Annotated in this window: 15 protein-coding genes; 10 read left to right on the forward strand and 5 right to left on the reverse strand. The window is 68.3% G+C overall.

Annotated elements, in window-relative coordinates:
• The first annotated feature begins 93 nt into the window (after window positions 1-93).
• Window positions 94-912 carry an MBL fold metallo-hydrolase gene (locus QO058_RS06140; protein ID WP_284171074.1) on the forward strand — a complete coding sequence of 273 codons (819 nt, stop codon included), beginning with the start codon at window positions 94-96 and terminating at the stop codon, window positions 910-912.
• A 12-nt stretch (window positions 913-924) separates the two neighbouring features.
• Here QO058_RS06140 and QO058_RS06145 read toward each other — a convergent pair whose 3' ends face one another.
• Window positions 925-1665, reverse strand: coding sequence for an SDR family NAD(P)-dependent oxidoreductase (locus QO058_RS06145; RefSeq protein ID WP_284171076.1), 741 nt, complete (start codon window positions 1663-1665; stop codon window positions 925-927).
• 101 nt (window positions 1666-1766) lie between these two features.
• Here QO058_RS06145 and QO058_RS06150 point away from each other — a divergent pair, with 101 nt between their 5' ends.
• The gene (locus QO058_RS06150; protein WP_284171078.1) at window positions 1767-2378 is read left to right on the forward strand and encodes a TetR/AcrR family transcriptional regulator; all 612 of its coding nucleotides are present in this window, start codon (window positions 1767-1769) and stop codon (window positions 2376-2378) included.
• Between the two features lie 111 nt (window positions 2379-2489).
• Complete coding sequence (locus QO058_RS06155) at window positions 2490-2810, forward strand: hypothetical protein (RefSeq protein ID WP_284171079.1); 321 nt, start codon at window positions 2490-2492, stop codon at window positions 2808-2810.
• Window positions 2811-2817: 7 nt separating this feature from the next.
• On the opposite strand, the gene QO058_RS06160 is transcribed toward QO058_RS06155, so the two are convergent.
• Window positions 2818-3702 carry an AraC family transcriptional regulator gene (locus QO058_RS06160; RefSeq protein ID WP_284171081.1) on the reverse strand — a complete coding sequence of 295 codons (885 nt, stop codon included), beginning with the start codon at window positions 3700-3702 and terminating at the stop codon, window positions 2818-2820.
• Here QO058_RS06160 and QO058_RS06165 point away from each other — a divergent pair.
• Window positions 3701-4111 (forward strand): DUF2000 family protein, encoded by a 411-nt coding sequence (locus QO058_RS06165; RefSeq protein ID WP_284171082.1) that lies wholly within the window; start codon window positions 3701-3703, stop codon window positions 4109-4111. The genes QO058_RS06160 and QO058_RS06165 overlap by 2 nt on opposite strands.
• Window positions 4112-4343: 232 nt before the next feature.
• Here QO058_RS06165 and QO058_RS06170 read toward each other — a convergent pair whose 3' ends face one another.
• Window positions 4344-5354, reverse strand: a complete 1011-nt coding sequence (locus QO058_RS06170) for an aldo/keto reductase (protein WP_284171083.1) — start codon at window positions 5352-5354, stop codon at window positions 4344-4346.
• Between the two features lie 119 nt (window positions 5355-5473).
• Between QO058_RS06170 and fliK the strand changes: the two genes are divergently transcribed.
• Genes fliK through QO058_RS06185 form a run of 3 tightly spaced genes read left to right on the forward strand, consistent with a single transcriptional unit; the run spans window position 5474 to window position 8408 of the window.
• Complete coding sequence (gene fliK / locus QO058_RS06175; RefSeq protein WP_284171084.1) at window positions 5474-7012, forward strand: flagellar hook-length control protein FliK; 1539 nt, start codon at window positions 5474-5476, stop codon at window positions 7010-7012.
• Complete coding sequence (locus QO058_RS06180) at window positions 7009-7290, forward strand: EscU/YscU/HrcU family type III secretion system export apparatus switch protein (protein ID WP_284171085.1); 282 nt, start codon at window positions 7009-7011, stop codon at window positions 7288-7290. The genes fliK and QO058_RS06180 overlap by 4 nt, the downstream gene beginning before the upstream one ends.
• Window positions 7287-8408 carry a GNAT family N-acetyltransferase gene (locus QO058_RS06185; protein ID WP_284171086.1) on the forward strand — a complete coding sequence of 374 codons (1122 nt, stop codon included), beginning with the start codon at window positions 7287-7289 and terminating at the stop codon, window positions 8406-8408. The genes QO058_RS06180 and QO058_RS06185 overlap by 4 nt, the downstream gene beginning before the upstream one ends.
• Here the strand turns inward: QO058_RS06185 and QO058_RS06190 are convergent.
• Entirely contained in the window at window positions 8382-9398 is a 1017-nt protein-coding gene (locus QO058_RS06190; RefSeq protein ID WP_284171087.1) for a hypothetical protein, read from the reverse strand. The genes QO058_RS06185 and QO058_RS06190 overlap by 27 nt on opposite strands.
• A gap of 110 nt (window positions 9399-9508) precedes the next feature.
• Here QO058_RS06190 and QO058_RS06195 point away from each other — a divergent pair, with 110 nt between their 5' ends.
• From QO058_RS06195 to QO058_RS06205, 3 genes are all read left to right on the forward strand, one after another.
• A complete protein-coding gene (locus tag QO058_RS06195) occupies window positions 9509-10516 on the forward strand; it encodes an NAD-dependent epimerase (RefSeq protein WP_284171088.1) in 1008 nt (335 codons plus the stop codon).
• 8 nt (window positions 10517-10524) lie between these two features.
• On the forward strand, window positions 10525-11070 hold the full coding sequence (mog, locus tag QO058_RS06200) for a molybdopterin adenylyltransferase (protein WP_284171089.1): 546 nt from the start codon (window positions 10525-10527) through the stop codon (window positions 11068-11070).
• A 102-nt stretch (window positions 11071-11172) separates the two neighbouring features.
• Window positions 11173-12588 (forward strand): mannose-1-phosphate guanylyltransferase/mannose-6-phosphate isomerase, encoded by a 1416-nt coding sequence (locus QO058_RS06205; protein ID WP_284171090.1) that lies wholly within the window; start codon window positions 11173-11175, stop codon window positions 12586-12588.
• Window positions 12589-12734: 146 nt separating this feature from the next.
• Here QO058_RS06205 and QO058_RS06210 read toward each other — a convergent pair whose 3' ends face one another.
• Window positions 12735-13292 (reverse strand): glutathione peroxidase, encoded by a 558-nt coding sequence (locus QO058_RS06210; protein WP_284171091.1) that lies wholly within the window; start codon window positions 13290-13292, stop codon window positions 12735-12737.
• Window positions 13293-13348: the final 56 nt, after the last annotated feature.

The raw sequence follows: 13348 nt of genomic DNA on the forward strand, positions 1-13348 counted from the left end.
CTCACCCACGAATTCGCGAGCGGACGCCGCGAGGGCTGGCCCCGCTCTTGCGAGCAGCTAAGCTCCGATAGGCGGCACGGCGGAGGAATTGGCATGGCGGGCTTCGGCATCAGGGCGGGCTGGCAGCTTCTTCTCGGCGTGCTCGCGTTCGCCGCGCCTGCCCTGCTCTCTCCCGCCCTCGCTCAGGCGAACGATCCCGGCTGCCGGCCGGAAATGGCGAGCTACCGCCTGCCGATCCAGCGCGCCAATCTGGCGAAGGACGAGGTCCGGCTGACCTTCATCGGCCACGCCACGTTCCTGATCGAGACGCCGGGCGGCGTGAAGGTCGCGACCGACTACAACGACTATGTCCGCCCGCCGGTGACGCCGGACATCGCGACGATGAACAAGGCGCATTCGACGCATTATTCCCGCGCGCCCGATCCCGCCATCAAGCAGGTGCTGCCGGGCTGGGACCCCTCCGGCAAGGGCCCCGCGGCCCATGACGTCACCTTCGGCGACATGCGCGTGCGCAATGTCCCGACCAATATCCGCACCTATTCCGGCGGCACCGATTTCGACGGCAACTCGATGTTCGTCTTCGAGATCGGCGAGCTCTGCATCGCCCATCTCGGCCATCTCCATCACCCGCTCGAGCCCGGCCATCTGCGTGCGCTCGGGCGGGTCGACATCGTGCTATTCCCGGTCGACGGCAGCTACACACTCGACCAGGAAGGCATGCTGGAGGTGCTGAAATCCCTGCAGGCCCGCGTGATGATCCCCATGCACTTCTTCGGCGGCGGCACGCTCAACCGCTTCCTCGGCCGCTCGCAGGATCTTTGGCCGGTCGAGCGGCGCGACCGGCCGGAGATCGTGCTGTCGAAGACAACGCTGCCAGCCAAGCCGACGATCATCGTCCTGCCTGGGCATTGAGCGCCGCAGCGCTCAGGTGTTGACCCCGCCGTCGATCGCGATCCCCGCGCCAGTGATGAAGCGCCCCTCCTCGCTCGCCAAATAGGCGACGAGGCCGGCGATATCCTCCGCCTTGCCATAGCGCGGGATCGCCATGCGCTGGCGCTGCGCCTCGGCATGCTCGCCATCGGCCGGGTTCATGTCGGTGTCGGTCGAGCCGGGATGGACGACGTTGACGGTGATGCCGCGCGGGCCGAGATCGCGGGCAAGACCCTTGGTGAAGCCGATCAGCGCCGCCTTGCTCATCGCATAGAGCGCGATGCCCGGCTCCATCACGCGCTCGGCGAGGCATGAGCCGGTTGTGATGATCCGCCCGCCATCGGGCAGGTGCCTGGCGGCGGCCTGCGAGGCGATGATCACCGCCCGGACATTGACCGCGATGATCGCGTCGATCTCCTTGAGGTCCCAGCTGCCGACCTCGCCATAGTGCCAGATGCCGGCATTGTTCACGAGGATGTCGAGCCCGCCGAGCTCGGCTGCCGCCTTGTCGACCGCGCCCGTCACCGCAGCCGGATCGGCACTGTCGGCCTGCAGCACCACGGCCTTGCGGCCAAGCGCGCGGATCTGCGCGGCCACCGCTTCAGCCTTGTCGCGGGCGCGTTCATAGGTCAGCGCCACATCCGCGCCATCCTGCGCCAGCCTGAGAGCCGTCGCCGCGCCGATGCCCCGGCTGCCGCCGGTCACCAGGGCTTTCTTGCCCGTCAATTTCGTCATGGGTCACCTATATCTGTATCGATTGATACAAATACAGATGATGCGCTTGCCCCGGCGCGTCAAGCGATTTATTTATCGGTCGATACAGAAAGGTGACAGCCATGGCCGAACGAGGCCGCCCACGCGCCTTCGACCGGGGAGAAGCCCTCCACCGGGCAATGCTGCTGTTCTGGGAGAAGGGCTATCAGGGCACCTCGATGAGCGAGCTCACCGCGGCGATGGGCATCAACGCGCCCAGTCTCTACGCCTGCTTCGGCAGCAAGGAAGCGCTCTATCGCCAGACGATGGCGCTCTATGACGACTACGAAGGCGGTGGCTTCGCCGCCGCGCTCGCTGCCGCTCCGGACGCGCACGCGGCGATCGAGACCTATCTCATAGGGTCGGCCAGGCTCTTCACCCGCCCCGGCAAACCGGCAGGCTGCATGGTCGTGCTCTCCGTCATCCAGGCTGCCGGAGTGAGCGAGGAGGCCGCCTGCGAACTGCGCGACGCCCGCGCCGAGATGCAGGGGCTGCTGGAGGCCCGGTTGCGGGCCGAGGCCGCGAAAGGCGCCCTTCCCGCATCATGCGACATCTCAGCCATCGCGTCCTTCTACATCACGGTGCAACAGGGCATGTCGATCCGCGCGCGTGACGGGGCGACCCGCGCCGAGCTCGAAGCCGTGGCGCACGGGGCGATGTTGGCCTGGGAAGGGTTGACCAGAGCCCGGGCCTGAAGGTCGCACAGCCCACGCTATCCGTTTAACGCCTTGCTCAGCCTGATCCGAGGCTTTGCTGGGCAGTCCGGGCCCGCTCGGGCACAGTCATGCCGCGCAATGGAGCCTGGCATGATCCGTCGTCTCGCCGTCGCCGCCCTCGCTGTCGCTCTGCTGCCGGCGAGCGCCGAAGCCGCCAAGTTCCGCTTCGGTGGCGGCCGCTCGTCCACCACCCATGCCGGCCAGGGCCATCGTGACGGCTCCCATGTCGTGGTGACGCCGACACTGCGCAACCGCCAGACACAGAACGCCGCGGCAAGCGAGCCTCTCCGCGTCGCGACGCCCGCTGCCGCTGCGGTCGAGACGGCCGATCTCCGCGGCACGCAGTCCGCGGACGCGCGTGTCTGGTGCCGCTCGCAGGTGGTTGTCGGCGGCTTCTGCATCCTGAATTGAGTGCCGCTCAGGCGGCTTCCGGCACGCCACCGACCTGCATCGCCCGCCAGCGCCCGGGCGATTGTCCATAAGCGCGGCGGAAATGCCGGGTCATATGGCTCTGGTCGGCGAAGCCGCTGACGGCAGCGGCGTCGGCCAAAGCCTCGCCCCGGCGGATCAGCAATCGCGCCCGCTCCAGCCGGCGCATCACCAGGTAATGATGCGGGCTGGTGCCGTAGCGGCGGCGGAACTGCCGCGCCAGCGCATAGCGATCGAGCCCGGTGACCGCCTCCAACATGGTCGAGTCGATCGTCTCATCTCGGCTCTCACTGAGGAAGTCGCGCGCCCGCTCGCAGGCCCGCATCGCCGGCGTCTCCCCGCCATTCAGCGCGCAGGACAGATCGAGCCGGAGCAGCGCGTCGGCCAGCGCACCGACTGCCGCATCGCGCTCCAGCGGCTCCAGCGCGTGCTCGACATCGCCGAGCAGGCCGACCAGTGCCCGCATCAGGCTGCCGTCGCGGCAGACCGCATTGCCGATGAACGGGATCGCGCTGGCGCGCCCGGCGAGCGCCGCCATGATCAGGCCCGGCTCGACATAGGCCATCCGGTAACGGAAGCCGCTCTCGATCCCGGCCCGGCCATTATGCAACTCGTCCGGATGCAGCACGATCAGGTCGCCCGGCGTCGAATCCCGCTGCGCGCCGCGATAGTCGAAGCTCTGCACCCCGCTGATCGTGTAGCCGATGGCGTAGGTGTCATGCCGGTGCGTGTCATAGGCATGGCCGCTGAAGAAGGCCTCGATCCGCTCCGGCCCCTCGCCGTCCGGCGCGGTACGAATCCAGTCGCCGGGCGAGGCGGTCGCGCACGAACGTTCAAGACCGCCGGGGCGGGCGGGCTCTATCGCTGTCGGCATGCGCTTCGACACCAAGATCGCCATCATCGTCCAAGAAGAGCTCGCCGCCTGGCAGAGGCTCAATGTCACCGCCTTCCTGTCGGGCGGGCTGGTCGCCGCCGCGCCGGAACTCGGCGGGCAAGCTTACCGCGACCGGTCCGGCAAGGTCTACGGTCCGCTGGTGCGCCAGCCGATCCTGATCTTCGCCGCGAGCTCCGCCGACCTCACCCGCGTGCTGCGCCGCGCCGGCGATGCTGGACTGAGGCCCTCGCTCTACACTCGCGAGTTGTTCGCGACCGGCCATGACGAGGCCAACCGCGCCGCCGTCGCGGCTGTCGCCACCGATGCGCTCGACCTGGTTGGAATCGCGCTGCATGGCGAGCGCAAGGCGGTCGACAAGGCGATCAAGGGGCTGAAGCTGCATCCATAGAGCGGCGGCAGTCCCCTCTCCCCTTGCGGGAGAGGGTTAGGGTGAGGGGTCGCGCGACGCTTCATCGTCATGGTCGGGCTTGTCCCGACCATCCACGCCTTCCGTGATCGAGGGCAGTGTTCAAAACGTGGATGCTCGCCACAAGGGCGAGCATGACGGAAAGCGCAGCGCGACCCTCATCCGCCCTGCGGGCCACCTTCTCCCGCAGGGGGAGAAGGGAAGAACGGAGTCCTCACTCCGTCCGCCCCAGCCGCCCCTCCAGCGGATAGGCCGGATCGCTATAGCCCGGCGTCGAGGGATGGCCCGCCGGCACCAGGCTGTCGACCAGCGCCTCGTCCTCGGCGGTGAAATCGGCTGACAGCGCCGAGAGATAGCCCTGCCATTGCTCCATGGTGCGCGGGCCGGCCACGGCCGCGGTCAGGAGCTTGTTGTTCAGCACCCAGCGGACCGCGAACTGCACGGGCGTCAGCCCGCGCGCCGCGGCGTGGTCGGCGATGGTGCGGGCGATGACGAGTGATTCCTCGCGCCACTCGGTTTGCATGATGCGCTTGTCGGCGCGGCCGGCCCGCGTGCCTTCCGGCGGCGCCTGGCCGGGCGCGTATTTCGCCGTCAGCACGCCGCGGGCCAAAGGCGAATAGCTGGCGACACCGAGGCCGTAATAGCCGCAGGCCGGCAGGTGCTCGACCTCGGGCATGCGGTTCATCGCGTTGTAATAGGGCTGGCTGACCACCGGGCGGTCGATGCCGAGATCGTCGCAGAGGCGGCAAATCTCGGCGACGCGCCAGCCGCGATAGTTCGAGACGCCGAAATAGCGGATCTTGCCGACCCGCACGAGGTCGCCGATCGCGCGTACCGTCTCGGCGAGCGGCGTCTCGTGATCCTCCTTGTGCAGGTAGTAGATGTCGATGAAATCGCTGCCGAGCCGCTTCAGACTGGCGTCGCAGGCCTCAATCAGCCATTTGCGCGAGAGCCCGCGCTGGTTCGGCCCCTCGCCCATCGCATTCGCCGCCTTGGTCGCCAGCACCCAGCCATGGCGGTTGCCGGCGATGGCGCGGCCGGTGATCTCCTCCGAGCGCCCTTCGGCATAGGCATCCGCCGTGTCGACGAAGTTGATCCCGGCGGCCGCGGCATTGTCGATGATCGCCCGCGCATCGGCTTCCTCGGTCTGCGCGCCGAACATCATCGTGCCCAGGCAGAGCGGCGAGACCTTGAGGCCGGAACGGCCGAGTGCGCGGTAGTCCATGACGATCTCTCCTGAGCAGGCGAGCAAACCTGCCGCAGAGCCGGCGCTCGCACCAGCGCCGAAAGCGCAACGCCGTCCAGCGCAAGAAAATCCTTAACATTTCGTGGCAGGCTTTTCGGATGGCAGCCATCCCGCCCGATCCGGCGCAACTCGCGGCGCTCATCAAGAGCCAGAATCTCGCGACCCTGCTCGCGACGATGACTGGCAATGGCGGCCTCGCCGCCGGCAAGACGGTCGAGGCCAAGCTCGTCGCGCTCGATGCAGACGGCAACGCCACGGCCCTCGTCAACGGCATCAAGGTCGCGCTCGTGCTGGCCGGCCCCGAAGCCAGGCAGGTGGCCTTGCAGCCGGGCGCCAGCCTGATGCTCAAGCTCGCCGCGCCGGCCGAGCCAGGCGCGCCGCTGCAGGCGACACTGGTCGGCATCCGCCCGCCACCGGCCAGCAACGCCACCCCTTCGGCACCGGCCGGACAACCAACTGTCGGCACCACGCCGCCAGCTCCGCAGTCGACGCCGGCGGCGATCCCGTCAACGATCCCCTCGGCAACGGCGCAGGTGGCGACGCCCGCCGCTGCTTTGCAGGCCGGCCGCACGACTCCCACCGCGACCGTCCCAGTCGCTCCGCAGACCGCGCCTGCTTCACCCCGCGCGATCGCCGGGCCGCTGCTCGGTGCCGCGCTCGGGCGGCAGGACAGCCTCGCCCCGCTCTTCGCCAATCTCGGCGGCCTGGCACAGGGCTCGGTCGCGCTGACCTTGCCGAAGCCGCTGATGGCCCTGGTCGACCAGATCCTCGCCCAGCGCCTGCCGACCGCCGAAACGAGACCCGTCACGGCTGAAACATTGAAGGCAGCCGTCGCCCGCTCCGGTGTCTTCCTCGAAGCCAGGCAGGCGGCCGGAGAGGCGCCGACGCCGCAGACCGACCTCAAGGCTGCCTTGCAAAGCCTGCGCGATCTGCTGAAGCCCGCGGTCGAGGGTGCGCCCACAGCGAGACCGCCGCTTCCCGGCGAGACCACGACGGAGGCCACACCGCAGCCTGGACGTTCGGCCATCCGCAGCACGCCCGAACAGGATGCCGCCGCATCGACCCCGGCCAAGGCCCGCCCTGCCCCGCCGCGCGACGGATTGCTGACGCCGCAGCCCGCCGCCGAGCCGAGCCTCAACAGCGCCGCCCGTCCGGCCACCATCGCACAGGCACTGTTCGGCCAGGCGGAGGCGGCGCTCGACCGTATCGCGCTCGCCCAATACGCCTCGCTGCCGCAGGAGGCCGCTCGCCTCGACCAGCAGCCACCGGCGCGCTGGCTGACGGAAATCCCGCTCGCCTTGCCGAACGGCACGGCCGTGCTGCCGCTCGAGATCGAGCGCGATCCGCCGCAATCCGGCTCGGCGACGCCCGACGCGCCGCTCTGGCGCGTGCGCTTCGCGCTCGATGTCGAACCGCTCGGCGCCTTGCAGGGCGTGGTGACATTGCAGGGCCGTGCGATCGGCGTCTCCTTCTGGGCCGAGCGCGAAGAGACCAGCCGCCTGCTACGCCAGGCGACGCCCGATCTGGAGACCTCCTTGCTCAGGTCGCGTTTCGACAGCGCCGAATTCGAGGTCTTCACCGGCCACCCGCAGCAGGCCAAGGCGAGCGCCGGCCAGTTCCTGGACCGCCGCTCATGACCCAGTCTCTGCCGCTGCCGCTCGCCGTCGCGCTCGAATATGACGGTCAAGGCGCCCCTCGCGTCACCGCCAAGGGCCATGGCGTCGTCGCGGAGAAGATCATCGAGACCGCGCGCGAGCACGACATCGCCGTCGAGCAGAACGCCGCCCTCGCGCAGGCGCTTTCGGCCGTCGAGCTCGAAGACAGCATCCCCGAGGAGCTCTATCTCGCCACCGCGCAGGTGATCGCCTTCGTGCTCGGCCTGCGCCGCCGCAGCGGTGGCCCGCCGCGCCCATGAGCTCAGCTGTCGCGGTCCGCCGCCTGCCGGCCGGGACCTATGGCGCAAATTACGCCGAAGCCTTCGCCGATCTCTGCCGAAGGGCCGAGGCGCCCAACCTCCATATGGCTCCCGCCGCTATTGCAGCTGCGCTGAGCTTCGGCATCGACGAAGACGATATCGTTGTGCTCGCAGCCCAAGCGCCCGCGGAAGAACGCCTGCTCGGACTCTGGGCTCTGCGCCGAACCCGCAGCCCCCATACCGGCTTCGCCCGCGTCCTCGAAGCGCCACTGGTGCCGCTCTACGAAATTTCTTCAGCGCCGGTGCTCGATCGTGAGCACGCGGGCGAAGCCGTCCTGGCACTGGTGCGGGCCATCGCCGAGACGCCCGACCTGCCGAAGATCCTGAAGCTGCCGCTATTACCCATGCAGGGTAACGTCTTCGCCGCTATCGAATCCGCGCTGGCGGCGACCGGCAGCACCATCGCGAGCTTCGAGCGCTGGCAGCGGCCGATGCTGGTCCCCGAGCCGGGTGACGATGCCGAGCGCTATCTGCGCCGTGCGCTCGGCCAGGGCCACAAGAAGCGCATGCAGCAGCATCGCCAGCTCGAGAAGGCCGGCGCCCTTGTCTTTGAGCGCCATCGCGGCACTGACGCCGTCGCCGCGCTGGAAGATTTCCTCGCGCTCGAAGCAGCCGGCTGGAAGGGCCGTGGCGGCACCGCGCTCGCCCGCCTGCCGCAGCATGTCGCTTATATCCGCGAGATCGTCCGGAACTTCGCCGCTTCCGATGGCATCCGTATCGACCTGCTCCAGCTGGATGGCGCGCCGATCGCCGGCGGACTGCTGCTCGATCTCGCCGGGCAGTCGCATTTCCTCAAGATCGCCTATGACGAGACCAAGGCCAGGCTCTCGCCCGGCCGGGCCCTCGCCATCGAGATGCTGCGTGCCGATTTCGCCGCCGGTCGCCCGTTCCGGCTCGACAGCGGCGCCGGCGACGGGGTCGATCCCTCAGCCTATCCCTGGGGCGAGCGGCAGGAGATGGCGAACGCGATCGTCGCGCTCGCGGGCGGCTCCGCGCTCTTGCCCCGGCTGGCAGCGACGGGGCGCATGCGGCTAAGGCGCTGGCGCGGCCGTGCCTGACGCGAGTCCGAGCTGGGCCAGAACCCAGCGCCCGACCTCAGGCTTGAAGTGGACATTGTCGACCCAGAAGCGCGACGAGCCCTTGTCGGGATCGAAATCGTCGAAGGGATGCTCCGTCGCCAGATCATACAAGGTGAGGCCATACCGGGCCGTCACCGCGGCTATGTCCATACGCCAGCGTTCGAACTCAGGCCGCCGCCCACCTTCCGCCAGCAGGCGAAGCTGCGCGGCGCTCAACGGCGAGAGATAGAGCGCGATGTCGAGGCCGCGCAGAGCGCCAAGCGCAGTGTCGAGCGCCGCGAGCCGCTCCGGCTCATAGGCCATTGCCGCGATATCCTGGGCCGCCGCGATCTTGCGCGTCAGCGCAGCGTCGAAATCGGGTGTCGTCTTGAAGCCGTCGCCGCGCCAGAGGCCGGGCTCGGTACGCCGCTGCCCGCCGCCCCGCAGGTTCTCCGGCGCGTCCGAATTGAACATCAGCTTTAGCCGCATCTCGGCGCGCCCGAACGCGCTCGCCAGGTCCGACCGCAGCGGTGGAGGCGGCGGCAGCCGGGTGAACATGTAGTAGTCGAGCCCGATGACGACGCGGCGCACGCTCCCGACATCGCGCGCAAGCATGGCCAGCACGGGTAGTTCCTGTGCCATCAGCGAGGCGATACCGGCATTGTAGGCCGGCTGCGGCAGACCGGGCGCGAGGTCGCGCGGGTCGAGCCCCCGATAGATCACCGAGGAGCCGATAAGCAGCGTTCCTGGCCTAAGATTGGCGATCTGCAGCGGCTTGATCCGGCGCATCTGCGTGTCGAGCAGGCGGCTGGCCCCTGCACCGTCACGGGTCCAGGGCGGCGCGGCGCGGAAGACCCAGAACGGGTCGCGCCAAAGAGTCGCTGCAGCCGTCATTAGCAGGACACCCGCGACGACAGCGACGAAGGTCACTGCGAAGCCGCGGCCAGGGACGGGCTGATCGAGGATGGCGCTGCTCGGCACGGTGGTCATGCCGCGGCGCTAGCAGATCGCGCCGCCGCCCGCGAGCCCTCGCGTTGACCGGGGCTGCAAGCTGCTCGATAGACATGTCCGGCAACGGCGCGATTGGCGCGAGGAGGATCATGCGCGTTCTGGTGACGGGGGCTGCCGGCTTCATTGGCAACGAGACGGCCCGGGTTCTGCTCGAACGCGGCGACGAGGTCGTCGGCATCGACAATCTCAACGACTATTACGATCCCGCTTTGAAGCTGGCGCGGCTGGCGCGCCTCGATGGCCATAACCGCTTCAGCTTCGAGACGCTCGATCTCGCCGATCGCGACGGCATGGCCAAGCTTTTCGCCGAGGGGCGTTTCGAGCGCGTCGTCCATCTCGGCGCCCAGGCCGGCGTGCGCTTCTCGATCGACAATCCGCAGGCCTATCTCGATTCCAACCTCACCGGCTTCGGCCATGTCCTCGAAGGCTGCCGCCGCAATGGCGTCGAGCATCTGGTCTATGCCTCGTCGAGCTCGGTCTACGGCGCCAATACCCGCACGCCCTTTCGCGTCGAGGACAATGTCGACCACCCTGTCAGCCTCTATGCCGCGACCAAGAAGGCGAATGAGGGCATGGCCCATGCCTACGCCCATCTCTACGGGCTGCCGACCACGGGCCTGCGCTTCTTCACCGTCTATGGCCCCTGGGGCCGGCCTGACATGGCGCCGATGATCTTCACCAGGAAGATCCTGGCCGGCGAGCCGATCGAGGTCTTCAACGAAGGCAAGCACGAGCGCGACTTCACCTATGTCGACGATATCGTTGAGGGTGTGGTCCGCGTGCTCGACCAGGTCGCGGCGCCCGACCCCGGCTGGTCGAGCGACGAGCCAAGCCCCGCGACCTCCTCGGCACCGTGGCGGCTCTACAACATCGGTAATTCCGATCCGGTGCCGCTGATGGATTTCATCGCCACGATCGAGCAGGCGGTCGGCCGGAAAGCCGTGATGGAGATGAAGCCGCGCCAGCCCGGCGACGTGCTGCGCACCGCCGCCGACGTCTCGGCGCTGGAGGCGGCGGTGGGCTTTCGCCCGCATACCCCGCTCGCCGACGGCATCGGGCGCATGGTGCGCTGGTATCGCGACTTCTACCGCGTCTGAGGGAAATCATGGCTTCGCCTGCGAAGATCGGCATCGTCACCGTCTCCGACCGCGCCTCGGCCGGCGTCTATGCCGACGAAGGCGGCCCGGCCATCCTCGACTATCTCGCCAAGGCGCTGACCAGCCCCTGGCAGGCGATCACACGCGTCATCCCAGATGAGCGTAACGGCATTGCGCAGACGCTGATCGAGCTCGCCGACAAGGAAGGCTGCTGCCTGATCGTCACGACGGGCGGCACCGGCCCTGCCCCGCGCGACGTCACGCCCGAAGCGACCGAGGACGTGATCGACAAGCTGATGCCCGGCTTCGGTGAGTTGATGCGCCAGGTCAGCCTCGCCAAGGTGCCGACCGCGATCCTCTCGCGCCAGCTCGCCGGCATTCGCGGCAAGTCGCTGATCGTCAACCTGCCCGGCCGCCCGCGTGCCATCGCCGAGTGCCTCGATGCGGTGATGCCAGCCATCCCCTACTGCATCGACCTGATCGAGGGACCCTATTTGGAGACAGATCCCGCGATGATCGTCGCCTTTCGGCCGGGGCAGAAGCCGAAAGGGTGAACGATACCTCGACGGATACCGCTACCCTCCCCATATGAGCGTTTATCGGATGGTAGCTTCGATGCTGTAGGAATTGGGGTCAGATCCCGCCGGAACCCCTCCATGGCTTCAAAGATCGTCCCTCTCGTCATGGCAGGCGGCTCCGGCACCCGGCTCTGGCCGCTGTCGCGAGACACCATGCCGAAGCAGTTCATCCCGCTGCTGGAGGACGGTCTCTCGACCTTCCAGGCGACGCTGCAGCGCCTCGCCGATCCGGCCTTCGGCGCGCCGATCGTCATCACCAACAATGATTTCCGCTTCATCGCTGCCGAGCAGATGCTGGCGCTCGGCATCCAGGGCGAGATCGTGCTCGAGCCCGAGCGGCGCGACTCCGCCGCGGCCATCGCCGTCGGCATGGTCATGGCGGAAAAGCGCGATCCCGATGCGGTCTGCGTCGCGCTCGCCTCCGACCATGTCGTCGCCGATGCCGAGGCCTTCCGCCAGGATTGCAAGCGCGCCGCCGGCCTCGCCGCCAGCGGGCTGATCATGACGCTCGGGATCAAGCCGACGCAGCCTTCGACGGCCTATGGCTATCTCGCCCCCGGTAAAGCGCTGCCCGAGCCCGGCGCCAGCCGCCTCGAACGCTTCGTCGAGAAGCCCAAGCTCGACCTGGCGAAGCAGTACCTCGCCGACGGCTATCTCTGGAACAGCGGTAATTTCCTGTTCTCGGCCGGCACCATGCGCGAGGAACTGGCGCGCCACGCGCCGGCGGTGCTGTCCGCCGCCGAAGCCGCGGTCGGCCGCGCCAAACGCGATCTGGACTTCCTTCGGCTCGATCCGGAGAGCTTTAGCCGCGCCACCAAGATCTCGATCGACTATGCCGTGATGGAGCGCACCTCCCATGCCGGCATGCTCGCCGCCTCCTTCGACTGGTCCGATGTCGGCTCCTGGGACTCGATCCACGCGATCAAGCCGCAGGACAAAGACGGCAACGTGCTGGAGGGCCCCGCGGTCGCGCTCGACACACGCCGCTCGCTGATCCGCAGCGAGGACGTGCTGACCACCGTGGTCGGCCTCGACGACGTCGTCGTGGTCTCGACCCGCGACGCCGTGCTCGTCGCCTCGATGGCGGCCGCCGGCAAGGTCAAGGCGCTGGTCGAGCAGATGAAGGCGGAAGGGCGCCCCGAGGCCAGCGAGCATCTGCGCATCTACCGGCCCTGGGGCTGGTACCAGCGCATCGACATCGGCAGCCGCTTCCAGGTCAAGCACATTCACGTCAAGGAAGGCGGCCAGCTCAGCCTGCAGAAGCATTTCCATCGCGCCGAGCACTGGGTCGTGGTCACAGGCACGGCCGAGGTCACGCTCGACGGCACGGTCCGCTTCGTCCACGAGAACGAGTCGGTCTACCTGCCGATCGGCTGCACGCACCGGCTGAAGAACCCGGGCAAGATCGGGCTCGAGCTGATCGAGGTCCAGGTCGGCAGCTATACCGGCGAGGACGACATCATTCGCATCGAGGACATCTACGCGCGCAGCTGAGAGATTTGCTCGCGGCGGCGTGTTTCGAGTCCGTCATGCTCGCCCTTGTGGCGAGCATCCACGTCTTGAACACCACCCGCTCCAAATGAAGACGTGGATGGCCGGGACAAGCCCGACCATGACGGTGTAGTGCCCAGCTCGACTACTCAGCCCTTCTCCAGCTCCTGCCCGATCGCACGGATGAGCTCGGGCGCCAGCGGATCGCTGCCCGAACTGAAGCTGCCGATCAGGCTGCCGTCGCGGCCGATCAGGTATTTGTGGAAGTTCCAGTTCGGCAATTCCGTCGGGCGCTGGTTCGCCGCCCAGCGGTAGAACGGATGGGCCTCCGGCCCGCGGACCACATTCTTCTGGGTGATCGGATAGTTCGCGCCATGGCTTTGCCGCACCGCTTCGGCGATCGCTGCGCCGTCGAGCGGCTCCTGCCCGCCAAAGTCGTTGCTCGGCACCGCGATCAGGACGAGGCCGCGGTCGCGATAGCGCTGCCAGAGCTGCTCGAGCCCGGCAAACTGCCCGGCAAGACCGCATTGCGTCGCCGTGTTGACGATCAGGATCGGCTTGCCGCGATAGGCCGAGAGCGGAATGCGCCCGCCTTCGGCCCGGTCGAAGCTGAAGGCGTAGGCATTGCTCTCCCCTTGCGCGGCCAGCGCCGGAGCGGCCGGTGCGAGCGCGAGAAGAGCGAGGATCTGGCGGCGATGGAAGCGCATGGGAAGCTCCGCGATGGTGCCAGGCTACTGCCGCGACAGCCTACTCGCCAAGTAAG

This window comes from Bosea vestrisii, from assembly GCF_030144325.1.
GTDB lineage: Bacteria > Pseudomonadota > Alphaproteobacteria > Rhizobiales > Beijerinckiaceae > Allobosea > Allobosea vestrisii_A.